This window comes from Streptomyces sp. SID486 (assembly GCF_009865385.1).
Taxonomy (GTDB): domain Bacteria; phylum Actinomycetota; class Actinomycetes; order Streptomycetales; family Streptomycetaceae; genus Streptomyces.
On record NZ_WWJT01000104.1, the window covers coordinates 1 to 25,724 of the forward strand.

A 25,724-nucleotide genomic window follows, 5' to 3' on the forward strand; every position below is an offset into this window, starting at 1 on the left:
CCGGCGAGCGCGTCCGTCCCGGCGAGCGCGTCCGTCCCGGCGATCGCGTCCGTGAGCGTGCCGGTGCCGTCGGGTGCACCGGTGCCGTCGGGGGTGGCCGGGGCGCCCGGGGAGGCCGGGGCGCCCGGGGAGGCCGGGCCGCCGGCGAGGGGGCCGCCGGGGGCGGGGACGTCGGAGGCGGAGCCGTCGGAGGCGGGGACGTCGGAGGCGGGGACGTCGGATGCGGGGACGTCGGAGGCGGGGACGTCGGAGGCGGGGACGTCGGATGCGGGGACGTCGGAGGCGGGGGCGTCGGGGGCGGGGGCGTCCGAGCCGTCGGTCCACTCCCCTGTCCTCTCCTTCTCGGCGAGGTAGCGCTTGAAGCGGCGGGTGATCACCTCGTGCATGGAGCGGACGTCGTCCTGACCGGCGAACCCCTTGATCTGGAAGCGCCGGTACTCGCTCTTGCGCTGCAGGCCGTCCTCGAAAACGACCATGGAGGCCACCACGTCGTCGCCCTGGAGGTGCGAGATGTCGTAGCACTCGATGCGCAGCGGGGCGCTGTCCAGGTCGAGGGCCTCGGAGATCTCCTCCAGCGCACGCGAGCGCGTGGTCAGGTCGGAGGCGCGCTTGGTCTTGTGCAGGACCAGGGCCTGCTGGGCGTTGCGCTGCACGGTCTCCATGAGCGCCTTCTTGTCGCCCCGCTGCGGGATGCGCAGCGAGACGTTCGCCCCGCGGCGGCCGGTCAGCCACTCCTGGACCGGCTCGACCGGCTCCGGCAGCGCCGGGACCAGCACCTCCTTGGGGACCGCGTCCCCGGTCTCCTCACCGTACAGCTGCTGCAAAGCGTGCTCGACCAGGGCGCCGGTGGTGACGTCCTCGACCTTGTCGGTCACCCAGCCGCGCTGGCCGCGCACCCGGCCACCGCGTACGTGGAAGATCTGCACGGCCGCCTCCAGCTCGTCCTCGGCGACGGCGATGAGGTCGGCGTCGGTCGCGTCGGCGAGGACGACCGCGTTCTTCTCCATGGCCTTCTTCAGGGCCTCGATGTCGTCGCGCAGGCGGGCGGCCCGCTCGTACTCCATCTCCTCGGCCGCCTCCGTCATCTGCTGCTCCAGGCGGCGGAGGTAGGTGCCGGTGCGGCCGGCCATGAAGTCGCAGAACTCCTCGGCCAGGTCCTGGTGGTCCTCGGGGGTGATCCGGCCCACGCAGGGCGCGGAGCACTTGCCGATGTAGCCGAGCAGACAGGGCCGGCCGGTGCGGGCGGCGTTCTTGAAGACGCCGGCCGAGCAGGTGCGGACCGGGAACACGCGCAGCAGCAGGTCGACGGTGTCCCGGATGGCCCACGCGTGCGCGTACGGCCCGAAGTAACGCACGCCCTTCTTCTTGTGACCGCGCATCACCTGCACGCGCGGGAACTGCTCGTTCATCGTGACCGCGAGGTAGGGGTAGCTCTTGTCGTCGCGGTACTTGACGTTGAACCGGGGGTCGTACTCCTTGATCCAGGAGTACTCCAGCTGGAGTGCCTCGACCTCCGTGGACACCACCGTCCACTCCACGGAGGCGGCGGTCGTCACCATCGTCCGGGTGCGCGGGTGCAGGTTCGCCAGGTCCTGGAAGTAGTTCGCCAGGCGCTGGCGCAGGCTCTTCGCCTTTCCGACGTAGATCACCCGGCGGTGCTCGTCGCGGAACCTGTACACCCCCGGGGAGTCCGGGATCTCACCCGGCCTGGGGCGGTAGCTGGAGGGGTCGGCCATGTCTCACACCCTACTGGCGAGCACCGACACCGCGTCGGGCCTGTGGACAACGCCGGCACCCGTGCGCCGGACCACCCCGGGCCGGCGCGTGCTACCGGCCCGTGCGGCCGCCGGCCCCCTCGCTCCGCGGTGGTACGCCCCGCCCCGGGCGCCGTGGTCCGGGACACCCCGGCGCGTCCTGCGGACGGGTCACGGCCATGCCGGGCCACGCCTCCCGTCACCTCCCGCCGGCGTGCTCGCGGCCCGGCCGAGGACAGCGCGCGGGGCAGCCCGCGCGGGGCTCGTCCGCTCGCCGCCGGACGGCGAGGTCCGGCCAGTCGTCCGGAACGGGCGGCCCCCGAGGTGTTGTCGGGTTCTGGTCAACACGCTTCAATGCGGGGGAACTCGGGGCCGTGCACACATGTGTGCGGGCGCGGCGTGGCCCGCCCACGGGCGTCCGCGGCGCCCACGGGGGTGGCCCCGCACACCCGCACAGGCGGTCTGACCAGCCGTAGCGACACCTCACAGAAAGGCCCGTCGGCATGCGGCATGCCACAGAACACGCGGACGTCCCCACCGCGGAACTGGACACGGCCCTGCGGGGCGGCCCCTTCCACGTGGCGCTGCGCGCCGCGATCGCCGCCCGCGGACTGCCGTTGCAGCGCGTGCAGCACCATCTGACGCGCCACGGCGTCAAAGTGGGCGTCACCAGCCTGAGTTACTGGCAGCAGGGCGCTCGCCGCCCGCAGCGCCCGGAGTCGCTGCGGGCCGTACGGGCACTGGAGGAGATCCTCCAGCTGCCGGACGAGTCGCTGATCCGGCTGCTCGCCGAGGCCGACGAGCGGGCGACGGCCGGCCGCCGCCCGGCCGGCCGCTCCTACCGCTCCCTGATCGAGGCCTCGGACGTCCTGGACCGGCTCACCGCCGACCTCGGCTGGTCGCTGGACGGCGGACTGCACACCCTGGGGCACCACGAATGCGTCCGGATCGGCGCCCGGCGCGAGCTGGCGAGCCGTGAGGCCCACCACATCGTGCGGGCCCACCGCGACGGCGTCGACCGCTTCGTCGTCGTCCACCACGGGGATCCGGGCTGCGATCCGCGCCGCGTCACCGTGGACGCCCTGGAGAACTGCCGTACCGGCCGCCTCCGCTGGGACCAGGACACCGGCCTGCTGGTGGCCGAACTGCTCTTCGGCACCCGGCTGCGCTCCGGCGACACCTTCCTCTTCCGGTACCGCATCGAGGACGGTACCGCCGGGACGTGCCGCGAGTACCTCCGCCGGTTCGGCTTCCCCGGCGGCCAGTACGCGGTCCAGGTACGGTTCGACGCCGCCGCGCTGCCGGTGCGCTGTCACCGGTTCACCCAGCACTCCGCGGCGGCCCCGCGCGGCGGCCGGCAGGAACTGCCCGTGACCGGGCCCCACCACTGCGCCCATCTGGTCGAGCCGCGCATCCGGCCGGGAATCCTGGGGATCGCCTGGGACTGGGAGTGAGCCGACTCCCGTCGGCGGACCGCTGAACCGCGGTTCCGGTAATCCCGCCTGCTCCGGTCAGTCCGCCGGACCGGCGATGATCCTGCCGTTCGCCGCCTTCACCGCCAGTTCGGTCAGAGGCTGGGTGGCCGGCGCATGGACCACCTTGCCCGTCACGGCGTCGAACTCGCTGCCGTGGCAGGGGCAGATCAGGGTCGTCCCCTGCAGATTGTCGATCGGGCACCCCGCGTGCGTGCAGATCGTGCTGTACGCCTTCAGGGCGCCGTTCCTGTCCCGGCTGACCACCACGTTGTGGTCCCGGTAGAGCTTCGCCCCACCCTTCGCGACCTCGCCCTCCGTACCGAGGTCCACGGGCGCGGTGGGAGTGGCCGCCACCGAGCTGCCCTCCGGGGCCGAGCACGCGGCCAGGCCGAGCCCCGCGACCGGGACCGCGGCGGCCCCTCGAAGGACGGTACGGCGGCTCGCGGAGGAGTTGCTGGGCATCTGGGACTCCACTGGTCAAGGGGTGTGCAGAGCGACGATACCGGGGCAGAGAAACCGGAGCCGGGGCGGGGCCGCACGGGGGTCCCGACCGGAGTGCGGACGTCCGAGCCGGGGTGCGGTGCCGGGCCTGGCGTGCGCCGGGTACGGGTGGCGACGTCGGCAGCCGGGGTGGCGGGCGTCGGCAGCCGGAGGGTGGGTGGCGGGTGTCCGTGGGTCGAGTGTGGGCGGCGGGCGGCGGATCCGTGCTCGGGCGCCGGGATCGGTGGGGCGGCCGCAGATCGGTGGGCGAGCGGCGGGCCGATGCGGCGGGCGGCGGACCGGTGCGGCGAGCGGAGAACCGGTGCAGCGGGCCGCGGGCCGATGCGGCGAGCGGAGAACCAGCGCGGCGGGCGGCGGGCCGATGCGGCGAGCGGTGGTTCCGTAGGGGACGTGACCGGCACGGTCACCGGCGTCGTGGACGGGGTGTGATCGGTCCGGTCCTCGCGTAATCGCTTGCGCAAGCGTTTACGTGGGACCGGACCATGGGATAGCGTCCGGCCCGACGGCAGCCGAGCGCGCCGGGCAGGTCGTCCGGTGAGGCCAGTTGTGGGCGACGGGTTCAGGTGATCGGTGTGCAGACCGGTGCGGGCCGTGTGGTCACGGGCCGGCGGGGTCCGGCCGGAGCCGCGCGCGTCGGCCCGCCGGCTCAGGACGCGTCGGCCCGCCCACTGAGGAAGGGAGCGCGATGGCCACCATGGCGGATGTCGCCCGGAGCGCCGGAGTCTCCGTGGCGACCGTCTCCCATGTCCTCAATGACACGCGCCCGGTACTCCCCCATACCCGCCAGGCCGTGCTCGACGCCGTCGAGGTCCTCGGCTACACCCCCAACACGCTGGCCCGCTCCCTGGTGACCTCGCGCACCCGCTCCATCGGTCTCGCGGTGTCGGCCGTCAGCAACCCGTACTTCACCGAGATCCTGCAGGGCGTCGAGGCCGCCGCCCTGCGAGCCGGTTACGGCCTGCTCGTCGCCGATCCGCACGACGACCCCCGGCACGAGCACAAGGTCGTGCGGCTGCTGCACGAACGCCGGGTGGACGGCATGATCGCCGCCCCCTCCGCCGACCCGCGTCGCCTCGTCGGCTACCTGCGCCGCCACGCGGTACCGACGGTCTTCCTGGACCGGCTCATCGACGCACACGTCGCGGAGGACGTCCCGCCGGGCGCCGCGGGGGCCGCCGCCTCCCCGGCTCCGCCGCGCTTCGACCAGGTCTGCGCCGAGAACGCCGGACCGACAGCGCTGCTGGTCACCCATCTCGCCGGGCTGGGGCACCGCCGGATCGGGCTGATCGCCGGCCTGCCCGGACTCAGCACCACCGGTGAGCGCGTCTCCGGCTACCGGGAGGGCCTCGGCGCCGCCGGCCTGGAGTACGACGGCCGCCTCGTCGTCTGCGGCGACTCGGAGTCGGAGACCGCCGAGCGGGCCACGACCGGTCTGCTCGGCCTGCCCGGTGCGCCCACGGCGCTCGTCACCGCCAACAACGCCATGACCATCGGTGCCCTGCGCGCTCTGCGCCGGCTCGGCAGGTCCGTCCCCGACGACCTCGCCCTGTGCTGCTTCGACGACTTCGCCTGGGCCGACCTGTTCTCGCCGCGGCTGACCGCCATCGCCCAGCCCAGCCGGGAGCTGGGCGCCCAGGCCGTCCGGGTGCTCCTGGACCGGCTGGCCGAGCCGGACCGGCCGGCCCGGACGGTCCGATTGCCGTGCTCGTTCGTCCACCGCACGTCCTGCGGCTGCCCGGAGGAGCCGGACCGTCCGGGAGCGGCCGGGCCCACCGCACCATCCACGCTGTCCGAGAAGGGAACCACCCCGTGATCGTCGTCGCCGGAGAGGCACTGATCGACCTGGTACCGCAGGGCCCCGGCGCCCTCGCGGCCCTGAAGCCGGCGCTCGGCGGCGGCCCGTACAACACCGCCGTGGCTCTCGGCAGGCTGGGCTCGCCCACCGCCTTCTGCTCGCGGACGTCGGACGACGCCTTCGGCGAGGCCCTGCTCGACGGGCTGCGGCGGGCCGGGGTCGACGTCTCGGGCGTGCAGCGGGGGCCGGAGCCGACGACTCTCGCCGTGGCCACGATCGACGCCGGCGGCTCGGCCGCCTACTCCTTCTATGTCGACGGCACCGCCGACCGTCTGTTCGCCGCACCCGCCGCGCTTCCGGCGGGTGCGCGCGCGGTGTCCTTCGGTACCTGCTCGCTCGTCCTGGAACCGGGGGCGAGCGCCTACGAGCAGCTGATGCGTACCGCTGCCGGACAGGGGGTGTTCACCGCCCTCGACCCCAATGTCCGGGCGGGGCTTATCCCGGACGCGGACGCCTACCGGGAGCGTTTCCGGAGCTGGCTGCCCTCGGTGACGCTGCTGAAGCTGTCCGCGGAGGATGCGGCATGGCTCGGCGGCACCCCGCGCGAGTGGCTGGCCGCGGGACCGGCGGCCGTGGTGGTCACGCGGGGCGGTGACGGGCTGACCGTGTTCACCCGGGACGGCGGTGAGTGCTCCGTGCCGGGTGAGAAGGTCGATGTGGTGGACACCATCGGCGCTGGTGACACGGTGAACGCGGCCCTGCTGCACGGGCTCGCCGTGCGGGACGCGCTGTCGCCGCAAGCGCTCGCCGCCCTCGGGACGGAGGGCTGGGCCCGGCTGCTGCGCTTCGCGGCACGGGCGGCGGCGGTCACCTGCTCGCGCGCGGGGGCCGAACCGCCGTTCGCCGCGGAGCTGGGTGAGCCCACCGGGCTCTGAGCGGTCTGTCTTTCCCTGTGCTGTTGACAAGGTGCGGCCGGGCCTGCGGTACGCGGGGAGGTCTCGCACGGCGGGGCCGGGCTGGCTGACAGTGGAACGAGCGGCGCCCCGCGGGGAGTTCCCGCGGGGCGCCGGATTTTTGATGCGGTGTCAGGCGACCGGATCAGGCCGTGCGGGAACGCGTCGTCTTCTTCGCGGGCGTCGCCTTCTTCGCGGCCGTCGCCTTCTTCGTGGCCGCGGCGGCCTTCTTGGTGGCGGTGCTGTCGGCCTTGGCCGTCACCGTCTTCTTCGCCGGGGACTTGGCGGCGGCCGTCTTCCGCGTCGTACCACCGCGCCGCGCCTTCACCGGTTCGGCGTCGCTGATGCGGTCGGCGCCGAGGATCTCCCGCAGGAACTTGCCGGTGTGACTCGCCGGGACCCCGGCGACCTCCTCCGGCGTGCCCTCGGCGACCACCAGACCGCCGCCGGCACCGCCTTCCGGGCCCATGTCCACGAGCCAGTCGGCGGTCTTGATCACGTCGAGGTTGTGCTCGATGACGATGACCGTGTTGCCCTTGTCGACCAGTCCGCCGAGAACCGTGAGCAGCTTGCTGATGTCCTCGAAGTGCAGACCGGTGGTCGGCTCGTCCAGGACGTAGACCGTGCGTCCGGTGGACCGCTTCTGCAGTTCGCTGGCGAGCTTGACGCGCTGCGCCTCACCACCGGAGAGGGTGGTGGCGGACTGGCCGAGGCGGACGTAGCCGAGCCCCACGTCGTGCAGCGTCTTCAGGTGACGGGAGATCGCCGGGACCGCTTCGAAGAAGTGCATGGCCTCCTCGATCGGCATGTTCAGCACCTCGGCGATGGACTTGCCCTTGTAGTGGACCTCCAGGGTCTCCCGGTTGTACCGGGCGCCGTGGCAGACCTCGCACGGGACGTAGACGTCCGGGAGGAAGTTCATCTCGATCTTGATGGTGCCGTCGCCCGCGCAGTTCTCGCAGCGACCGCCCTTGACGTTGAAGGAGAAGCGGCCGGGCAGGTAGCCCCGCACCTTCGCCTCGGTGGTCTCGGCGAAGAGCTTGCGGATGTGGTCGAAGACGCCGGTGTACGTCGCCGGGTTGGACCGGGGGGTACGGCCGATCGGCGACTGGTCGACGTGCACGACCTTGTCGACCTGGTCGTCACCGTCCACGCGCGTGTGCCGGCCGGGGACGCTCCGGGCGCCGTTCAGCTCACGGGCCAGGTGCGTGTACAGGATGTCGTTGACCAGGGTGGACTTGCCGGATCCGGAGACACCGGTGACGGCCGTGAAGACGCCCAGCGGGAAGGACACGTCGATGTCCTGCAGGTTGTTCTCGCGGGCGCCGTGCACGGTGAGCTGCCGGGACGGGTCGCGCGGACGCCGTACGTCCGGGAGCGGGATCGCCTTGCGCCCGGAGAGGTACGCGCCGGTCTGCGACTCGGCGTTGTCGAGCAGCTCCTTCACGGAGCCGCTGTGGACGACCTTGCCGCCGTGCTCGCCGGCGCCGGGGCCGATGTCCACGATCCAGTCGGCGACCTTGATCGTGTCCTCGTCGTGCTCCACGACGATCAGGGTGTTGCCCATGTCGCGCAGGCGGACCAGGGTCTCGATCAGACGGTGGTTGTCCCGCTGGTGCAGACCGATGGACGGCTCGTCCAGGACGTACAGGACGCCGACGAGTCCGGATCCGATCTGGGTGGCCAGACGGATGCGCTGGGCCTCGCCGCCGGAGAGGGTGCCGGCCGCGCGGTTGAGCGAGAGGTAGTCGAGGCCGACGTCGACCAGGAAGCGCAGCCGCTCGTTGACCTCCTTCAGGACCCGCTCGGCGATCTTCTTGTCGCGGGCGTTCAGCTTCAGCTTGCCCAGGAACTCCGCGCAGTCGCTGATCGACATCGCGGAGACCTCGGCGATCGACTTCTCCATGACCGTGACCGCGAGGACGATCGGCTTCAGGCGCGTGCCCTCACAGGAGGGGCACGGCACCTCGCGCATGTAGCCCTCGAAGCGCTCACGGCTGGCGTCGCTCTCGGCCTCGCTGTGCCGGCGCTTCACGAACGGCACCGCGCCTTCGAAAGGCGTGGTGTAGACGCGTTCGCGGCCGTACCGGTTGCGGTAGCGGACCTCGATCTGTGTCTTGTGACCGTTGAGCAGCGCCTTCTTGGCGCGCTGCGGGAGGCCGGCGAAGGGGATGTCGGTGCGGAAGCCGAGCGCGTCCGCGAGGGCGCCGATCAGACGGCCGAAGTAGTCCTTGGTGTGCCCGTGCGACCAGGGGTGGATCGCGCCCTCGTCCAGGGACTTGTCCGGGTCGGGGACGATCAGTTCGGGGTCGACCTCCATGCGCGTACCGATGCCGGTGCACTCGGGGCAGGCGCCGAAGGGCGAGTTGAAGGAGAAGGAGCGGGGCTCCAGCTCCTCGAAGGACAGGTCGTCGTACGGGCAGTACAGGTGCTCCGAGTACATGCGCTCGCGCTCGGGGTCGTCCTCGGGGAGGTCCACGAAGTCGAGGACGACCATGCCGCCGGACAGCCCGAGGGCCGTCTCCACGGAGTCGGTGAGGCGGCGCTTGGCGGAGTCCTTCACCGTGAGGCGGTCCACGACCACCTCGATGGTGTGCTTCTCCTGCTTCTTCAGGGTCGGCGGCTCGGACAGCTGGACGGTCTGGCCGTCCACACGCGCGCGGGAGTAGCCCTTGGTCTGGAGGTCGGCGAAGAGGTCGACGAACTCCCCCTTGCGCTCGCGCACCAGCGGGGACAGCACCTGGAAGCGGCTCCCCTCCGGCAGCTCCAGGACCTTGTCCACGATGGCCTGCGGCGACTGGCGCGAGATCGGTCGACCGCACTGGGGGCAGTGCGGCTTGCCGATGCGCGCGAAGAGCAGTCGCAGGTAGTCGTAGACCTCGGTGATCGTGCCGACCGTGGAGCGGGGGTTCCGCGAGGTCGACTTCTGGTCGATCGAGACGGCCGGGGACAGGCCCTCGATGAAGTCGACGTCGGGCTTGTCCATCTGGCCGAGGAACTGCCGGGCGTACGAGGAGAGCGACTCCACGTAACGGCGCTGGCCCTCCGCGAAGATCGTGTCGAAGGCCAGGGAGGACTTGCCCGACCCGGACAGGCCCGTGAAGACGATGAGCGAGTCACGAGGCAGGTCGAGCGAGACATTCTTCAGGTTGTGCTCGCGCGCGCCACGGACGATGAGACGGTCGGCCACGCCGGTCCGCACCTTTCTTGAGAGAAGTGACAGGGGCGAGCCCCTGTGCTTCTTCAGACTAGGGGGAGCCACTGACAACGCCGGTCGGATTGCCCGGTTGCATAACAACCCCCGGCCTTCCAGCATGCCCGACGCCGTCTTCGACGATATAGCACGTGCATTCGATTCGAGGGCGAGGTCCACCACCTTCACCCGAAGGTGTGGCCGGGCTAGGGTCGGCGCCATGATGGATCACGCCCATGACCTGGCCTGTGTACGTGAAGCGACCGACCGGCTCCTCACCGCGGTCGCCGAACTGGACAACGCCTCGCTCGCCGAGCCGTCACGGCTTCCGGGCTGGAGCCGCGGACACGTCCTCGCCCACCTCGCCCGGAACGCGGACGCGCTCGTGAACGTCCTCCAGGGCCGTCCCATGTACGCGAGTGCCGAAGCGCGGGACGCCGACATCGCGCGCGACGCCGCGCGCCCCCTGGAGGCCCAGGTCGCCGACGTCCGGGAGAGCGCGGACCGCTTCCAGGCGGCCGGGGACGCACCCGCGGACTGGTCCCGCACGGTGGAGCTGCGCAACGGGGTCACCGACTCCGCGTCCCGGGTGCCCTTCCGCCGGTGGGCGGAGGTGGACCTGCACCACGTCGACCTCGGGATCGGCTACGAGCTGGAGGATCTGCCGGCGGAGTTCCTGGAGCGGGAGGCCGCCTTCCTCACGCAGCGGTTCTCCGGGCACCCCGACGTCCCGGCGACCCGCGTGACGGACGGCACGCGCGTGTGGACCACCGGGCGCGAGGGCGGCACACCCGGGGTCACCGTCACGGGGCGGCCCGCGGACGTGGTGGGCTGGCTCGCCGGGCGCCGTGCCGGGACGGCACTGACGGTGGACGGCGGGGAGCTGCCGAAGCTGCCCCCGCTGTAGGACCCACGCGTGCCGGCCGGGCCGCCCGGACGGCCACCCGCCGGCACGCGACCGCTATAGGCTGCCGCCATGACGTACTCCGGAGAGGTCAAGGTCGGCGGACCGGCGGATGTGCACGAGCTGAAAGACCTGATGATCACCAAGATCGCGGTCGGCCCGATGGACAACAACGCCTACCTGCTGCGCTGCCGGGCCACCGACGAGCAGCTCCTGATCGACGCCGCCAGCGAGGCGCACACCCTTCTCGCCATGATCGGTGACGACGGCATCGCGTCCGTCGTCACCACGCACCAGCACGGCGATCACTGGCAGGCGCTCGCCGAGGTCGTCGCCGCCACGGGCGCGCGCACGTACGCCGGCCGCGACGACGCCGAGGGCATCCCGGTGCCCACCGACGTGCTCGTCGACGACGGTGACGTCATCAGGGTCGGCCGGGTGGAACTCACCGCGCGCCACCTGGTCGGCCACACGCCCGGTTCGATCGCGCTGGTCTACGACGACCCGCACGGCCACCCGCACGTCTTCACCGGGGACTGCCTCTTCCCCGGCGGCGTCGGCAACACGCACAAGGACCCGAAGGCGTTCGCCCGGTTGATCCACGACGTGGAGACGAGGATCTTCGACGTGCTGCCGGACGAGACCTGGGTCTATCCGGGGCACGGCGACGACACCACGCTGGGCGCGGAGCGGCCGCATCTTCCGGAGTGGCACGCGCGCGGGTGGTGAGCGGACGCCCGGCCCCTGCACGCACGCTGGGCGCGCGCCCTCTGCCGGGCGCGCGCCTCGCACACGCGCCCGGCGCGCACCCCCTTGGCGCGCGCCCCGTGTGAATCCTTCGCCCGTACCAGCGCCCCGCGCCCACTCCCGGAGTGCGCGCGTCTGCGGTCAACTGGTGGCAGCCCCGCACAGGATGACGGCTCCTGCGCGGTAGGGGCCGCCGGTCACCACCCCGCCCTCGGCCGGCGGCCCAGGCCCGGGCACGCGCGCGTGAGCCACGCCCGCCGCGTTCACACCGCCGCAACACCCGTTCCCAGTATGCGGACACCTACCGCTGTGACCTGGACAGACAGGGCGTTCGCTGCCACTCTCCCGCCATGCACCCTGCCCCTCGCGCCCTGCGCCGCGCGGTCGCCGCCGCCACCGTAGCCCTGCTCGCCACCGCTGTCGGCTGTGCGCCGCAGCCCGAGGAGAAGGCGTCGGCCGGCCCGTCCGGGTCGACCGCGAAGAGCTGCGCCCGGGGCGCACTCGCCACCAGGACGGCCGGGAAGCTGACGATCGCGACGGACGAACCGGCGTACGAGCCCTGGTTCAAGGACGACAAGCCCGCCAACGGCGAGGGCTTCGAGTCGGCGGTCGCCTACGCCGTGGCGAAGCAGCTCGGGTACGGCAAGGACGCGGTCGTGTGGCAGAGCGTGCCGTTCAACAAGGCGTTCGCCCCGGGGGTGAAGAACTTCGACCTCGACATCAACCAGGTGTCGATCAGCGCCGAACGCAGGAAGGCCGTGGACTTCTCCTCCGGCTACTACGACGTGCGCCAGGCGGTCATCGCGCTCAAGGGCGGCGCGGGCGCCCGCGCGACGGGCATCGCGGACCTGAAGAAGCTCAGACTCGGCGCGCAGGTGGGCACCACGAGCCTCGACTACATCACCGACGTCGTGAAACCGACGCGGCAACCCGCCGTCTACGCCAAGAACGACCAGGCCAAGTCCGCGCTGAAGAACGGTCAGGTCGACGCGGTCGTCACCGATCTGCCGACGGCTTTCTACATCACCTCGGCCGAGGTCACCGACGCCAGGATCGTCGGCCAGTTCGAGAACCAGGGCGGTACGCCCGAGCAGTTCGGGCTCGTACTGGACAAGGGCAGCGCGCTGACCCCGTGCGTGACCGGCGCCGTCGACGCCCTGCGCGAGAACGGCACGCTGGCCGCGATCGAGAAGCGGTGGCTCTCGGACGCCGTCGACGCCCCGGTGCTCAAGTGACGGTCACCAAGGACGAGTCGGCCCGGGAGGGGGCGGACGACAAGGGTGACATGGCCGGCGGCGCCGACGACGGCTACGTGCCCTCCGAGCGGCGCCTGGCACGCGAGCGCCACCGGCGCGTGCGGGCGCGCCGCGCCACGGCTCTCGCGGCCCTGTCCACCCTGGTCACGGCCGCCGTGCTGTACCTGGTCGTCGTCAACGCCCCGGGGTGGCCCCGCACCAGGGAGACCTTCTTCAGCGCCCACTACGCGCGCGAGGCGTTCCCGAAGGTCCTCGAAGGACTGTGGCTGAACATCCGTCTGCTGCTGGTCTGCGGCGTCGCCGTCCTCGTCCTCGGCATGCTGATCGCCGTCGCGCGGACCCTGCGCGGACCCGTGTTCTTCCCCCTCCGGGTGCTGGCGGCGGCCTACACCGACTTCTTCCGCGGGCTGCCGCTGATCATCAACCTGATGATCGTGGTCCTGGGCGTACCGGCGCTGCGGCTGCAGGGCGTGACGGTCGATCCGGTGATGCTCGGCGGTACGGCGCTGACGCTGACGTACTCGGCGTACGTGGCGGAGGTGTTCCGGGCCGGCATCGAGTCCGTCCATCCCTCGCAGCGCGCGGCGGCACGCTCGCTGGGGCTCACCAACCGGCAGGCGCTGCGCCATGTCGTCCTGCCGCAGGCGGTGCGCCGTCAGGTGCCGCCGCTGCTGAACGACCTGGTGTCGCTGCAGAAGGACACCGGTCTGGTGTCCATCGGCGGTGCGGTGGACGCCGTACGGGCGGCCGACATCATCGTGGGCCGCAGCCTGAACTACACGCCGTACATCGTCGCGGGGCTGGTGTTCGTGGCGCTGACCATCCCGATGACCCGGCTCACCGACTGGGTGACGGCGCGGATGGACCGGCAGCGGGCCCAGGGAGGGTCGTCGTGAGCATCGCGGGAGGATTCATGAGCACCCCTGACGGCGAGCCCTCCGGTGCCGCGTCCGTCCTGCGGATGGAGTCGGTCCGCAAGACCTTCGGTGGCTCCGTCGTCCTGCGGGACGTCGATCTGGAGGTCGCCCCGCACACCGTGACCGCGCTGATCGGGGCCTCGGGCTCCGGCAAGTCGACGCTGCTGCGCTGCGCCAACCTGCTGGAGGAGATCGATGACGGTGCCATCTGGCTGGACGGCGAGGAGATCACCGATCCGCGTGCGGACCAGGACGCGGTACGGCGCCGGATCGGGGTCGTCTTCCAGGCGTACAACCTCTTTCCGCACATGACCGTGCTCGAGAACGTCACGCTGGCCCCGCGCCGGGTGCACGGCGTCTCCCGCGGGGAGGCCGAGGCGCACGCCAGGGAGCTGCTGGAGCGCCTCGGACTGGGCGGCAGGGCGGACGCCTACCCGGACCGGCTCAGCGGCGGTCAGCAGCAGCGCGTGGCGATCGTGCGCGCGCTCGCCGTGCGGCCCCGGCTGTTGCTGCTGGACGAGATCACGGCAGCGCTCGATCCGGAACTGGTGGGCGAGGTGCTGGAGATGGTCCGTGGTCTGAAGGACGAGGGCATGACCATGATGCTGGCGACGCACGAGATGGGCTTCGCGCGGGACGTCGCCGACCAGGTCTGTTTTCTGGACGGTGGTGTCGTCCTGGAGCGCGGCAGCGCCGAGCAGGTCTTCGGCGACCCGATGCAGGAGCGCACGCGGCACTTCCTGCGACGGGTCGTGGAGGCGGGCCGGCTCTAGTCCCGCGCTGGCTACGCGTCCGCCTGCGCCGCCCCGGCCAGGGCCGCCACCCGCTCCACGCCGAACGCGTAGCCCTGCACTCCGCAGCCGGCGATCACCCCGTCGGCCCGCAGCGAGACGTACGAGTGGTGCCGGAACGATTCACGCCGGTGGATGTTGGAGATGTGCACCTCCAGCACGGGCATGCCGTCGCAGGCGTTGAGCGCGTCCAGAATCGCGACCGACGTGTGCGAGTAGGCGCCGGGGTTGATGACGATCCCGCAGTGGCCGAGCCGCGCCTCATGGATCCAGTCGACCAGTTCCCCCTCGTGGTTGGACTGCCGGAAGTCCACCGTGCCGCCGTGCGCGGCTGCCGCCTTCGCGCAGAGCGCCTCCACGTCGGCCAGTGTCTCCCGGCCGTAGATCTCGGGCTGGCGCTGGCCGAGCAGGTTCAGGTTGGGCCCGTTGAGGATCATGATCGGGGCGTTGGCCAGGGTGCGGGGCACGGTTCCTCCGGTCCGTCAGGGGCGGTGCGTCTGCGACCGCCGCACGCACCCGGTGTATCACGGCCGCCGGGGCGGGCAGCCGGCTGTTGCACGCCGCTCGCCACGGCGTGCGCTCAGGTCTCTCGAGCACCCCCGTACGCCCCCGTAACGCTTGATCACTGCGGGTAGTTGAAGCGGCATGCGCGATGTACACGCTGTGAGCACCCCGTCCATGCCGCGGCTCGCCGCCGCCTCGCTCGCCGGGACGGCGATCGAGTTCTACGACTTCTTCGTCTACGGGACCGCCGCGGCTCTGGTTCTGGGACCGTTGTTCTTCCCGACGTTCTCACCGCTCGCGGCGACGCTCGCGGCGTTCGGGACGTTCGGAGTGGGGTTCGTGGCCAGACCGCTGGGCTCGGTGCTGTTCGGCCATCTCGGGGACCGGCGCGGGCGGCGGCCGGTGCTCGTCATCTCGCTGCTGCTCACCGGCGCCTCCACGGTCGCGGTCGGCTGTGTGCCGTCCTACGGGACCATCGGCGTGGCCGCGCCCGTCCTGCTGCTCGTCCTGCGCTTCCTGCAGGGGCTAGGGCTCGGCGGGGAGTGGGGCGGGGCGGTGCTGCTGACCGCCGAGCACGCTCCCGCCGGGCGGCGCGGTCTGTGGTCCAGCTTTCCCCAGGTGGGTCCGGCGCTCGGTTTCCTCCTGGCCAACGGGGTCATGCTCGTGCTGTCGGCGTCGCTGTCCGACGCGGAGTTCGCGCGCTGGGGCTGGCGGGTGCCGTTCTGGGCGGCCGGCGCGCTGGCGCTGGCGGGTCTGTGGCTGCGCTCGTCGCTCACGGAGAGTCCCCGGTTCCTGGAGATCGACGACCACGCGCGCATGCCGTTCGTCGAGGTCGTACGGCACCACGGGCGGCTGGTGCTGCTGACGGCGGGGGCGCTGGCCGTCGGCTACGCGGTGTTCTACGCGGTGACGACCTGGTCGCTGGCGTACGCGACGGAGCGGCTCGGCGTGAGCCGTACGGTCATGCTGATGTGCATCATGGGCGCGGTGGTCGTGAAGGGCACGCTCACGCCCTTCCTGGCGCTGTGCGGCGACCGGTACGGGCGCCGGCCGATGTGTCTGGCGGGGTGCACGGCCTGCGTGCTGTGGATGCTGCCGATGGTCGCGCTGCTGGCGACCGGTGAGCCACTGCTGATGTTCCTCGCCGTCCTGGGCGCCCTGCTCGCCTTCATCACCATGTTCGCGGTGATCGCCGCCTACCTGCCGGAGCTGTTCGAGCCGCGGGTGCGCTGCACGGGTGCCGCCGTGGGCTACAACCTCGGCGGGGTCCTCGGCGGCGCTCTCACCCCGATCGTGGCCACGGCGCTCGCGGAACGGGGCGGGCGGGTGCCGTGGGGCGTGGGGGTGTACCTGACGGGCATCGCACTGGTCAGCCTGGTGTGTTTCGCGCTGCTTCCGGAGACCCGGCCGGCGCCCGCGCCGGTGGCGGAACCGGCCACGGGCTGACCGTCCCCTACGGGTTGATCGCCAGTTCCAGGTAGGCCGCGAAGAGCACCAGGTGGACGCCGCCCTGCAGGGGCGTGGCCCGGCCGGGCACCACGGTCAGGGAGCTGACCACCACGGTCAGCGCGAGCAGCAGCATGTGGGTGGAGCCGAGGCCGAGGACGAGCGGTCCGGACAGCCAGATGGAGGCGAGCGCCACGGCGGGGATGGTCAGACCGATGCTGGCCATGGCGGAGCCGAGCGCCAGGTTGAGACTGGTCTGCACACGGTCACGACGAGCCGAGCGCAGCGCGGCGATCGTCTCGGGCAGCAGGACGAGCAGGGCGATGATCACACCGACCACCGCGGCGGGCAGGCCCGCCGCGGCCACTCCCGACTCGATCGTGGGCGACACGCTCTTGGCCAGGCCGACCACACCGACCAGGGCCAGCCCGAGCAGACCGAGGCTGATCCAGGCGGTGCGCGCGGACGGGGGCGTGGCGTGGTCGTCGGCGTCGATGACCTCGCCCTGCCGGGTGATGGGCAGGAAGTAGTCGCGGTGGCGCACGGTCTGGGTGGCCACGAACAGCCCGTACAGGATCAGTGAGGACAGTGCGGCGAAGGTCAGCTGCACGGAGGAGAACTCGGGTCCGGGCTTGCTGGTGGTGAAGGTCGGCAGCACCAGACTGAGCGTCGCCAGCGTCGCCACGGTGGCCAGCGCGGCACCGGTGCCCTCGGGGTTGAAGACCGCGGTGCCGTGCCGCAGCGAGGCGACGAGCAGGCACAGGCCGACGATGCCGTTACAGGTGATCATCACCGCGGCGAAGACGGTGTCCCGGGCCAGGGTGGAACTCTTGTCGCCGCCGTCGGCCATGAGGGTGACGATCAGGGCCACCTCGATGATCGTGACGGCGATGGCGAGGACGAGGGAGCCGAAGGGTTCGCCGACCCGGTGGGCGACCACCTCGGCGTGGTGCACTGCCGCCAGGACCGCGCCGGCGAGTACGAGCGTCACCAGGCCGACGACGGCGCCCGGCAGGTCCCGGCCCCAGACGAAGACCAGCAGGACGATCGCCAGCACCGGCACGAGGATCGTCCATCGACGGGTGAGCGACCGGAGCCGAGTGATCATGCGGCGATGGTCGCAGAGGCTTACAAAGTTCGCATTCCGTTCTTTCCGGATACCTCTCATCCTTTCCGTGCGGGGGCCGGTACCGGTGGGACCGGCCCCCGCGTCGCATCGAGACCCGCCAGGGGCGGAGTGCGTCACCGCGGGCTTCCCGCGGTGACGACGGCGCGGTCAGACGTCGGCACTGTCCTTGCGGGACGACCCGTGGCCGCTGTGTCCCGCCTCGGCCGCCGCCTGCTTCCTGGAGGCGACGAGGCTGGTGACCGTGGTGACGGCGAGGACCGCGCAGATCACGCCGAGCGAGACGGGAATGCTGATCTCGGGCACGTGGACGCCGGACTCGTGCAGGGCGTGCAGTACGAGCTTGACGCCGATGAAGCCGAGGATGATCGACAGCCCGTACGAGAGGTGGACCAGCTTTTTGAGCAGCCCGCCGATGAGGAAGTACAGCTGACGCAGGCCCATCAGGGCGAAGGCGTTCGCGGTGAAGACGATGTACGGGTCCTGGGTCAGGCCGAAGATCGCGGGGATGGAGTCCAGGGCGAACAGCACGTCCGTGGTGCCGATGGCGAGCATCACGACCAGCATCGGGGTCATGACTCGCTTGCCGTTCTGCTGGATCCACAGCTTGGTGCCGTGGTAGCGGTCGGCGACGCCGAACCTCCGCTCAGCCGCCTTCAGCAGCCTGTTCTCCTCGTACTCCTCGTCGTCGGCGTCGGCACGGGCCTCCTGGACGAGCTTCCAGGCGGTCCAGATGAGGAAGGCGCCGAAGAGGAAGAAGACCCAGGAGAAGCTGGCGATGATCGCGGCTCCGGCGGCGATGAAGACGGCCCGCAGGACCAGGGCTATGAGGACGCCGACGAGCAGGACGCGCTGCTGGTACTGGGTGGGCACGGCGAACTTCGCCATGATCAGGACGAAGACGAAGAGGTTGTCGACACTCAGCGACTTCTCGGTGATGAAGCCGGCGAAGAACTCGCCGGCGGGCTGTCCACCGCCGAAGACGAGCAGGCCGAGACCGAACAGGCCGGCCAGGGCGATCCAGACGACCGTCCAGATGCCCGCTTCCTTGACCGACACATCATGCGGCTTGCGACCGATGAAGAAGTCGACGGCGATGAGGGCGGCGAGACCCACGACGGTGAGGACCCACAGGGTCATGGTGACTTCCACTGCAACCTCCGGCAGTACGTGACGGCAAACACATCAGCGTTGTCGCTGCCGGAGGTCTCTTCCACCCGGGATGGGCCGACGCCCCGGGACCTGAACCGGTCCGTATTGACGGGTGCGCCGCAGTCAGGGAGTACTCCCCTCCGTACGTAAGACGGTACCCAATCACCAAGAAAAGGTAAAGTGCTCGGCAAAGGAAATCCCAAACTGCCAGCTCAAGGCGCCTTTACCGCCCCTTGGTGCGGGCCTCGGCCACCTCCGCGAGCACCTGCTGCAGGATGTCGCTGCCGACAGGGGCGAGCGACGGTTCGTACGTCCAGGCATGCCCGACCCACGGATCGGCCACATGGTCGTCGGGCAGCGGGGTGAGTCGCAGCAGCGAACGCCACAGCGGATCGAGCAACGGCCCGTAGGCGGCGGCGTCCTCGCGGTCGGCGACGAGCAGGAGGTGCACGCCGACGGCAGGGCCCTCGTCGGCGAGATAGCGGAGCCGGGTCACCGACCGCTCGTCGAAACCGTGCGGGAAGTCGTTGACGATCAGGAGCTGCTGTGCGGTGTCCACGTCGGCCGGGAGCGCCTCGGCCGCGCCGCCGCGCAGCGCCATCTGCACCAGGTCGACCCGCCGGGTGAACCTCTCCAGCATCTGCGAGACCTGTGCCGCCCCGGCGGCCGGAGGTGCCGCGAGGACCCCCGCCCGCGCCAGCGGCAGCAGCGCCCGGGCCCCCGCACCGGCGGGATCGATCACGTGCACGGAGAACGCCCTTGGCGGGTGCACTGCGAGGAGGCGCGCCGCGAGGGAAACGGCAGCCTCCACGGCCAGATGTCGCAGCTCAGCGGGGTCCTGGCCGAGGTCGTCCACGCCTGTGGTCGGACCGCTGTCGATCCACAGCCCCCGCTCCAGCGGCAGCCTGACCAGCAGCGGGATGCGCAGTGGAGCGCTTTCCGGGAGATGGAGATCACCCAGCCGGAGGGCAAACGGATCCTCGGCGGGGGCACGGTGGGCGTGCCACACGGGGCTGTCCCAGCGGGCGCAGGCGGGAGGGAGCGCGGGCTCGACCACTTCCGCCTCGACGGTGAGCTGGGCGAGGTCGCGGTCGAGGACCGCGCGGGCCTGGTCGGCCAGCCGGCTCCGGCGGGCGTGGGCCGCCTCGCGGGCGGCGTCGCCCGCCCCGGCGAGCCGCGTACGCGGGTCGGCGAGCGCCTGGTCCAGTTCCTTCTCCAGACGGGAGTCGGCGTATTCGACCGCACTGCGGTAAGCGGCGGTGGTCCGGGCCAGGTCCTCGAACATGCCCCAGACCTGGTTGTACAGCCGCTCCTCCATCGACCAGCCCACGGCGTCTCCCGCGACGGGCCGGGCGGGCTGTCCGTCCGCGGCCGAGCGAGCCGAAGGCGGGGGTGGCGACGGGATGCTGTGGGTGCGCCGGGGGTGCGTGTAGTCGACCGGGCTGACGGAAAGCCCGGAACCGGCCCCGCCGCCTTCGGAGCCCTGCGGCCCGGACCGGCGGGCGGCCGGCCCCGGAGCGGGTGCGGTCCGCGACGCGGTCTGCCCGGCGTACGGGGTCCCGGGGTGCGTGGCGGCCCCGGTCGCGGAAGCCGCCTGATGGATGACGGTGGCGAGGCCGTCCGCATCGCGCAGCCCGCGGTCGGCGAGGAGGGCGGGCAGGCCGTCCGCGTAACCCTGGCCCATGGCCCGCACCTTCCAGGCGCCCTGCCTGCGGTACAGCTCCAGGGTGATCACGGCCGTCTCGGCGTCCAGACCGGTGAGGGTGAAGGAGGCGAGTTCGGTGCCGTCGAGGCTGTGCACCGAGGTGTGCGGGGCCGGGACGGCACCGAAGCGGAGCGGCCCCGTGGCACCGGTGGGCAGGGCGAGGAAGACGTCGACGCGGTGCACGGACTCGGGGAGGGCGGCCAGGTCGACGGCCAGGCGATGGTCGGCGGCCGGCCGCCCGGACACCTCGACGCCGGGCAGGGCGGCGGCGCCGGGGTGGGCCACCCCCTCGGGGCCCTGTACCGCGCCGTGCTCGTCGCCGAGCGTGGCACCGGCCAGGACCGGCACTCCGGCGGAGATCCGGATCTCCAGCCCGACCTGGGACAGCGGGTGGTTCTGTCCCCGCACCAGCTCAGCCGCCACCGCCGTCGCCCCCTGTGTCGTTCTGTCGTGCGTGCCCGCGCCCGTGGGCGGCCGGTCCGGTCCTGGTGGGCGGCCGGTCCGGTCCTACAGGTGGGGCACGATCGCCGGCATCAGGTCCTGGAAGGTGCGGCCGTTGGCCGGGGAACCGATGGCGGTCATCGTCCAGCCGGTGCCTGCCCGGTGCACCTTGGCCATGATCTGGGCGGTGTACTCGCCGCCGCCGGCCAGGGTGTAGCGGGCGAGTTCCTGGCCGTTGGTCTCGTCCACGAGCCGGCAGAACGCGTTCTGCACCTCCTGGAAGGTCTGGCCCGTGAAGGAGTTGACGGTGAAGACGATCTGGTCGATGTGGACCGGTACGCGCTGCAGGTCCACCAGGATCGCCTCGTCGTCCCCGCCCTGGCCGACACCGCCGACGAGGTTGTCACCGGTGTGGCGCACGGAACCGTCGTCGCTCACCAGGTGGCGGAAGAAGACGACGTCCGTGGGCTCGCCGCCGGCGAAGAGGACGGCCGAGGCGTCCAGGTCGATCTCGCGGGTGCGGGAGCCGAACAGGCCACGCCGCTTCGCCGCCTGCCAGCCCAGTCCCATACGGACCGCTGTCAGGGTGGCCCCGTCCTTCTTCTCCAGGCTGATGGCCTGACCCTTGGACAAGTTGACGGACACGGCTGAATCCCCTCTCGACGTTCCCCTGTTGCCGCGCCGTGCCGTTGCTGCGCGCAGCGCGGTTGACCAGCACCCTACGCAGGGCCGCTGAGAGTGCCGACCCCGGCCCGCGCTTTTGTGTCGGTGTTGCAACACTTGACGCATATGCCGAGGCCGGTACCCGCGCGGCGGCTCAAGCGAGGCCGGCCTCCCGCATCTGGCGCAACTCCTTCTTCATCTCGGAGACCTCGTCGCGCAGCCGGGCGGCGATCTCGAACTGCAGCTCCGCCGCGGCGGCCCGCATGCGTTCGGTCATCTCCTCGATCTGCTCGGCCAGTTCGGCCGCCGGACGGTCCGTGGGCACCGTCTTGCCCTTGGCGGTCTTGGCCGCCTTGCCGGCCTTCGCGCCCTTGGCCGCCTTGTCGCCGAGCGCAGGAACGGGTGCCTTCGCGCCCTTGCCGTCCTTCGCGCTGCGGTAACCGGACCCGAGGAGCTGTTCGGTGTCGACCTCTTCGCGGGCGATCTGCGCGACGATGTCGTTGATCTTCTTGCGCAGCGGCTGCGGATCGATGCCGTTCGCCTTGTTGTAGGCGACCTGCTTCTCGCGGCGGCGGTTGGTCTCGTCGATGGCCTTCTCCATCGCCGGGGTGATCTTGTCGGCGTACATGTGGACCTGACCGGAGACGTTGCGCGCCGCGCGGCCGATGGTCTGGATCAGCGACGTGCCCGAGCGCAGGAAGCCCTCCTTGTCGGCGTCCAGGATGGCCACCAGGGACACCTCGGGCAGGTCGAGGCCCTCGCGGAGGAGGTTGATGCCCACCAGGACGTCGTACTCGCCGGAGCGCAGTTCGCGCAGCAGCTCGACACGGCGCAGGGTGTCCACGTCGCTGTGCAGATAGCGCACCTGGATGCCCAGCTCCAGGAAGTAGTCGGTGAGGTCCTCGGCCATCTTCTTGGTCAGCGTGGTGACCAGGACCCGCTCGTCCTTGTCGGTGCGCTTGCGGATCTCGTGCACCAGGTCGTCGATCTGGCCCTCGGTCGGCTTGACCACGACCTCCGGGTCGACGAGGCCGGTCGGGCGGATGATCTGCTCCACGAAACCGTCGGACCGCGAGAGTTCGTAGGTGCCGGGGGTGGCCGACAGGTAGACGGTCTGCCCGATGCGCTCCTGGAACTCCTCCCACTTCAGGGGACGGTTGTCCAGGGCGGAGGGCAGCCGGAAGCCGTGGTCGACGAGGGTGCGCTTGCGGGAGGCGTCACCCTCGTACATGGCGCCGATCTGCGGGACGGTGACGTGCGACTCGTCGATGACCAGCAGGAAGTCGTCCGGGAAGTAGTCCAGCAGGGTGTTCGGCGGGGAGCCGGGCAGGCGGCCGTCGAAGTGCATCGAGTAGTTCTCCACACCGGAGCAGGTGCCGATCTGGCGGAGCATCTCGATGTCGTACGTGGTGCGCATCCGCAGGCGCTGGGCCTCCAGGAGCTTGCCCTGCTTCTCCAGCTCCGCCAGGCGCTCCCCCAGTTCCTTCTCGATGTCGTTGACGGCCCGCGCCATGCGCTCGGGGCCTGCCACGTAGTGCGAGGCCGGGAACACGTAGAGCTGCTGTTCGTCGCTGATGATCTCGCCGGTGAGCGGATGCAGCGTCGACAGCGCCTCGATCTCGTCGCCGAACATCTCGATGCGGACGGCCAGCTCCTCGTAGACCGGGAAGATCTCGATGGTGTCACCGCGGACCCGGAAGGTACCGCGGGTGAAGGCCATGTCGTTGCGCGTGTACTGGATGTCGACGAAACGGCGCAGCAGGTCGTCCCGGTCGATCTCGTCGCCGACCCGGAGCGGGACCATGCGGTCCACGTACTCCTGCGGGGTACCGAGGCCGTAGATGCAGGACACCGAGGCGACCACGACGACGTCGCGCCGGGTGAGCAGGGAGTTGGTGGCCGAGTGGCGCAGCCGCTCGACCTCCTCGTTGATCGAGGAGTCCTTCTCGATGTAGATGTCCGACTGCGGGACGTACGCCTCGGGCTGGTAGTAGTCGTAGTACGAGACGAAGTACTCGACGGCGTTGTTCGGCAGGAGCTCGCGGAACTCGTTGGCCAGCTGGGCGGCCAGCGTCTTGTTCGGCGCCATCACGAGGGTGGGGCGCTGGAGCTTCTCGATCATCCACGCGGTGGTGGCGGACTTGCCGGTGCCGGTCGCGCCGAGGAGGACGACGTCCTTCTCGCCGGCCTCGATGCGCTTGGCCAGGTCGGCGATGGCCGCCGGCTGGTCGCCGCTGGGCTGGTAGGGGCTGACGACCTCGAAAGGCGCCACCGTGCGTTCGATGTGGGAAACGGGCCGCATGTCATCCACCGTACGACCCCGCACTGACAATGGGTCCCGATCAGCGGTTCTACAAGATCCGGGAGCCCTGGTGCGCGGCGGGGTGCCCGGCCGGCCCGCGCCCCTCGTGCAGGGCGGGGCGGCGGTCCGCGTGGGGGGCGACGGCTGCGGCCGGGACGCCCGGCTTGTGCTCGACGGGCCGCCAGTCGGGGCGGCCCGTGACCATCAGCGGGTCGAAGATCACGACTACGCCCGCGAGCAGCAGGAAGGCGAGCGGGCCGATCAGCATCGGCGCGAGCGCGGACGCCTCGGGCGCGCCCCCGGCGCCGTGGGAGCCGCCGTCGAGGTGGACGCCGAGGGCGGCCATTCCCGTGTAGTGCATGCCGCTGACCGCCAGTCCCATGACGGCGCTCGCGCCCAGGCTCCACGCGAAGCCCCGCACCTGTCCGGCGGCCCACAGGGCGGCGGTGGCGGCCACCACCGCTATGACGACGGAGGCGGCGACGGTGAGCGTGTTGTAGGTGAACCGTCCGTGGAAGCGGACGCCCGCCATGCCGAGGTAGTGCATCGAGGCGATGCCCAGGCCGGTGATCGTGCCGCCGGTGAAGAGCGGGGTACCGGTGGCGCCCCGGTAGCCGACGATGAAGATGCCGACGCCGACCATGACGACGGCGAGCGCGAGACTCGCGTAGGTCATCGGCCTGTCGTAGTGGATCGGCGCCTGCTCGATGCTGAAGCCCATCATGGCGACGAAGTGCATCGTCCATATGCCGGAGCCGATCGCTGCCGAGCCGAGGGCCAGCCAGGCGGGGCGCCGGGAGTGGGTGACCAGCAGGGACCGTGTGGTGCAGCGGAGGCCTAGGGCGCCACCGAGGCAGGCCATCAGGTAGGCCACCACCGGGGTGACGGCCCCGTAACTGAATCCGTCGACCGTGCCTTGCATCCGCGGCTGCCCTTCCGCCTTGTCGCGTCCCGGAATACTGAATATGCCCCCGTCCCAGGACCGCGCGGGCGGTCAGGGCGTCGCAGAGAGTATGACCCCCACCGGAACGGTCGAACGATTTTCCGGCAAAGAAACACCTCCTTACCGCAGATGTGCGGCACCGGTGAGCGCTCTGGGACATCTCCGTTCAGAGTGTGTCCATCGTGCGCCCGGGTGCCGTCGATCCGGGGCTGTCACTCTGGTGCTGTCCGTGTTCGCTGTTCGTCGTCCGATCGACGTGAGGAGTACGCATGTACGCGCGCGTAGTCGCCGCCACCCTCGCCGCGGCCCTGGGGGCGGCATCGGCCCTGCTGGGCCCCGGTTCCGACGCCCGGGCGGGCGAGCACCGCGTGCCCACCGTCGTCGCCCACCGGGGCGCCTCCGCGTACGCGCCCGAGAACACGCTGCCCGCCATCGACAAGGCCGCTCGGCTGGGCTTCTCCTGGGTCGAGAACGATGTCCAGCGCACCAAGGACGGCGAGCTGGTGGTCCTCCACGACGACAGTCTGCGGCGCACGACGAACGTCGAGGACGTCTTCCCCGGCCGGGCCCCGTGGAAGGTGGGGGACTTCACCGCCGCGGAGATCGCCAGGCTGGACGCCGGCAGCTGGTACTCCCCCGCGTACACGGGGACGCGGGTGCCGACGCTGGAGCAGTACATGCGGCGCGTGGAACGCAACCACGAGAAGCTGCTCCTGGAGATCAAGAACCCGGAGCTGTACCCGGGCATCGAGCGGCAGACCCTGAAGCTCCTCGGCAACGAGGGCTGGCTGGACGGCAGGCACCTGCGCCGGCTGATCGTGCAGAGCTTCAGCGCCGACAGCGTGCGGACCGTCCACGAGCTGAAGCCGGCGGTCACCACCGCCTACCTCGGCAAGCCCTCCGTGACGCAGCTGCGCCGGTTCGCCCGGTTTGCTGACCTGGTCAATCCTTCGTTCGCGTCGCTCACCCGGGGCTACGTCTCGACGGCGCACACCCTGGACGGGCCGCACGGCCGGCCGCTCGGGGTGTTCGCCTGGACGGTGGACGATGCGGCCACCGCCCGCAAGGCCGCCGGATACGGCGTCGACGGGGTCATCACCAACAAGCCCGACGTGGTGCGGGCGGCGCTGGCCGCGGACTGAGCCGGGGGCGTTGT

General features: G+C 71.4%; 20 protein-coding genes. 10 read left to right on the forward strand and 10 right to left on the reverse strand.

Going from position 1 to position 25,724, the window contains the following annotated elements; genetic code table 11:
- A partial coding sequence (gene uvrC, locus GT045_RS05385; protein ID WP_237538365.1) for an excinuclease ABC subunit UvrC occupies window positions 1-1,736 on the reverse strand: 1,736 nt, incomplete at its 3' end.
- 521 nt (window positions 1,737-2,257) lie between these two features.
- On the opposite strand from uvrC, the gene GT045_RS05390 reads away from it, so the two are divergent.
- Window positions 2,258-3,208 carry a hypothetical protein gene (locus GT045_RS05390; protein ID WP_161333438.1) on the forward strand — a complete coding sequence of 317 codons (951 nt, stop codon included), beginning with the start codon at window positions 2,258-2,260 and terminating at the stop codon, window positions 3,206-3,208.
- Window positions 3,209-3,265: 57 nt separating this feature from the next.
- On the opposite strand, the gene GT045_RS05395 is transcribed toward GT045_RS05390, so the two are convergent.
- On the reverse strand, window positions 3,266-3,691 hold the full coding sequence (locus tag GT045_RS05395; protein WP_161333439.1) for a Rieske (2Fe-2S) protein: 426 nt from the start codon (window positions 3,689-3,691) through the stop codon (window positions 3,266-3,268).
- A gap of 724 nt (window positions 3,692-4,415) precedes the next feature.
- Here GT045_RS05395 and GT045_RS05400 point away from each other — a divergent pair.
- The gene (locus GT045_RS05400; RefSeq protein ID WP_161333440.1) at window positions 4,416-5,543 is read left to right on the forward strand and encodes a LacI family DNA-binding transcriptional regulator; all 1,128 of its coding nucleotides are present in this window, start codon (window positions 4,416-4,418) and stop codon (window positions 5,541-5,543) included.
- The gene (locus tag GT045_RS05405) at window positions 5,540-6,460 is read left to right on the forward strand and encodes a carbohydrate kinase (protein ID WP_161333441.1); all 921 of its coding nucleotides are present in this window, start codon (window positions 5,540-5,542) and stop codon (window positions 6,458-6,460) included. Before GT045_RS05400 ends, GT045_RS05405 begins: the two co-directional genes overlap by 4 nt.
- Window positions 6,461-6,623: 163 nt before the next feature.
- Here the strand turns inward: GT045_RS05405 and uvrA are convergent, their stop codons facing one another.
- The gene (uvrA, locus tag GT045_RS05410; protein WP_161333442.1) at window positions 6,624-9,668 is read right to left on the reverse strand and encodes an excinuclease ABC subunit UvrA; all 3,045 of its coding nucleotides are present in this window, start codon (window positions 9,666-9,668) and stop codon (window positions 6,624-6,626) included.
- A 223-nt stretch (window positions 9,669-9,891) separates the two neighbouring features.
- On the opposite strand from uvrA, the gene GT045_RS05415 reads away from it, so the two are divergent.
- The 5 genes from GT045_RS05415 (at window position 9,892) to GT045_RS05435 (ending at window position 14,268) form a co-directional block, all read left to right on the forward strand.
- A complete protein-coding gene (locus tag GT045_RS05415) occupies window positions 9,892-10,578 on the forward strand; it encodes a maleylpyruvate isomerase family mycothiol-dependent enzyme (RefSeq protein ID WP_161333443.1) in 687 nt (228 codons plus the stop codon).
- A 69-nt stretch (window positions 10,579-10,647) separates the two neighbouring features.
- Window positions 10,648-11,304, forward strand: a complete 657-nt coding sequence (locus GT045_RS05420; RefSeq protein WP_161333444.1) for an MBL fold metallo-hydrolase — start codon at window positions 10,648-10,650, stop codon at window positions 11,302-11,304.
- Between the two features lie 368 nt (window positions 11,305-11,672).
- The gene (locus tag GT045_RS05425) at window positions 11,673-12,557 is read left to right on the forward strand and encodes an ABC transporter substrate-binding protein (RefSeq protein WP_161333445.1); all 885 of its coding nucleotides are present in this window, start codon (window positions 11,673-11,675) and stop codon (window positions 12,555-12,557) included.
- Entirely contained in the window at window positions 12,554-13,474 is a 921-nt protein-coding gene (locus tag GT045_RS05430; protein ID WP_161296349.1) for an amino acid ABC transporter permease, read from the forward strand. Before GT045_RS05425 ends, GT045_RS05430 begins: the two co-directional genes overlap by 4 nt.
- A 17-nt stretch (window positions 13,475-13,491) precedes the next feature.
- Window positions 13,492-14,268, forward strand: coding sequence for an amino acid ABC transporter ATP-binding protein (locus tag GT045_RS05435; RefSeq protein WP_161333446.1), 777 nt, complete (start codon window positions 13,492-13,494; stop codon window positions 14,266-14,268).
- A gap of 11 nt (window positions 14,269-14,279) precedes the next feature.
- Here GT045_RS05435 and aroQ read toward each other — a convergent pair whose 3' ends face one another.
- Window positions 14,280-14,753 (reverse strand): type II 3-dehydroquinate dehydratase, encoded by a 474-nt coding sequence (gene aroQ / locus GT045_RS05440; protein ID WP_161296345.1) that lies wholly within the window; start codon window positions 14,751-14,753, stop codon window positions 14,280-14,282.
- Between the two features lie 211 nt (window positions 14,754-14,964).
- On the opposite strand from aroQ, the gene GT045_RS05445 reads away from it, so the two are divergent.
- Entirely contained in the window at window positions 14,965-16,236 is a 1,272-nt protein-coding gene (locus GT045_RS05445; RefSeq protein ID WP_161296360.1) for an MFS transporter, read from the forward strand.
- A 7-nt stretch (window positions 16,237-16,243) separates the two neighbouring features.
- Here GT045_RS05445 and GT045_RS05450 read toward each other — a convergent pair whose 3' ends face one another.
- From GT045_RS05450 to GT045_RS05475, 6 genes are all read right to left on the reverse strand, one after another.
- Window positions 16,244-17,344, reverse strand: coding sequence for an ionic transporter y4hA (locus GT045_RS05450; RefSeq protein WP_161333447.1), 1,101 nt, complete (start codon window positions 17,342-17,344; stop codon window positions 16,244-16,246).
- A gap of 168 nt (window positions 17,345-17,512) precedes the next feature.
- Window positions 17,513-18,514 (reverse strand): TerC family protein, encoded by a 1,002-nt coding sequence (locus tag GT045_RS05455; protein WP_161333448.1) that lies wholly within the window; start codon window positions 18,512-18,514, stop codon window positions 17,513-17,515.
- A gap of 223 nt (window positions 18,515-18,737) precedes the next feature.
- Complete coding sequence (locus GT045_RS05460; RefSeq protein ID WP_161333449.1) at window positions 18,738-20,642, reverse strand: TerD family protein; 1,905 nt, start codon at window positions 20,640-20,642, stop codon at window positions 18,738-18,740.
- Between the two features lie 84 nt (window positions 20,643-20,726).
- Entirely contained in the window at window positions 20,727-21,305 is a 579-nt protein-coding gene (locus GT045_RS05465) for a TerD family protein (protein WP_161291912.1), read from the reverse strand.
- Window positions 21,306-21,477: 172 nt separating this feature from the next.
- The gene (gene uvrB, locus GT045_RS05470) at window positions 21,478-23,625 is read right to left on the reverse strand and encodes an excinuclease ABC subunit UvrB (protein ID WP_161333450.1); all 2,148 of its coding nucleotides are present in this window, start codon (window positions 23,623-23,625) and stop codon (window positions 21,478-21,480) included.
- Window positions 23,626-23,674: 49 nt separating this feature from the next.
- Complete coding sequence (locus tag GT045_RS05475) at window positions 23,675-24,547, reverse strand: MHYT domain-containing protein (RefSeq protein WP_161333451.1); 873 nt, start codon at window positions 24,545-24,547, stop codon at window positions 23,675-23,677.
- A 290-nt stretch (window positions 24,548-24,837) separates the two neighbouring features.
- Between GT045_RS05475 and GT045_RS05480 the strand changes: the two genes are divergently transcribed.
- The gene (locus GT045_RS05480; protein WP_161333452.1) at window positions 24,838-25,710 is read left to right on the forward strand and encodes a glycerophosphodiester phosphodiesterase family protein; all 873 of its coding nucleotides are present in this window, start codon (window positions 24,838-24,840) and stop codon (window positions 25,708-25,710) included.
- Window positions 25,711-25,724 lie beyond the last annotated feature (14 nt).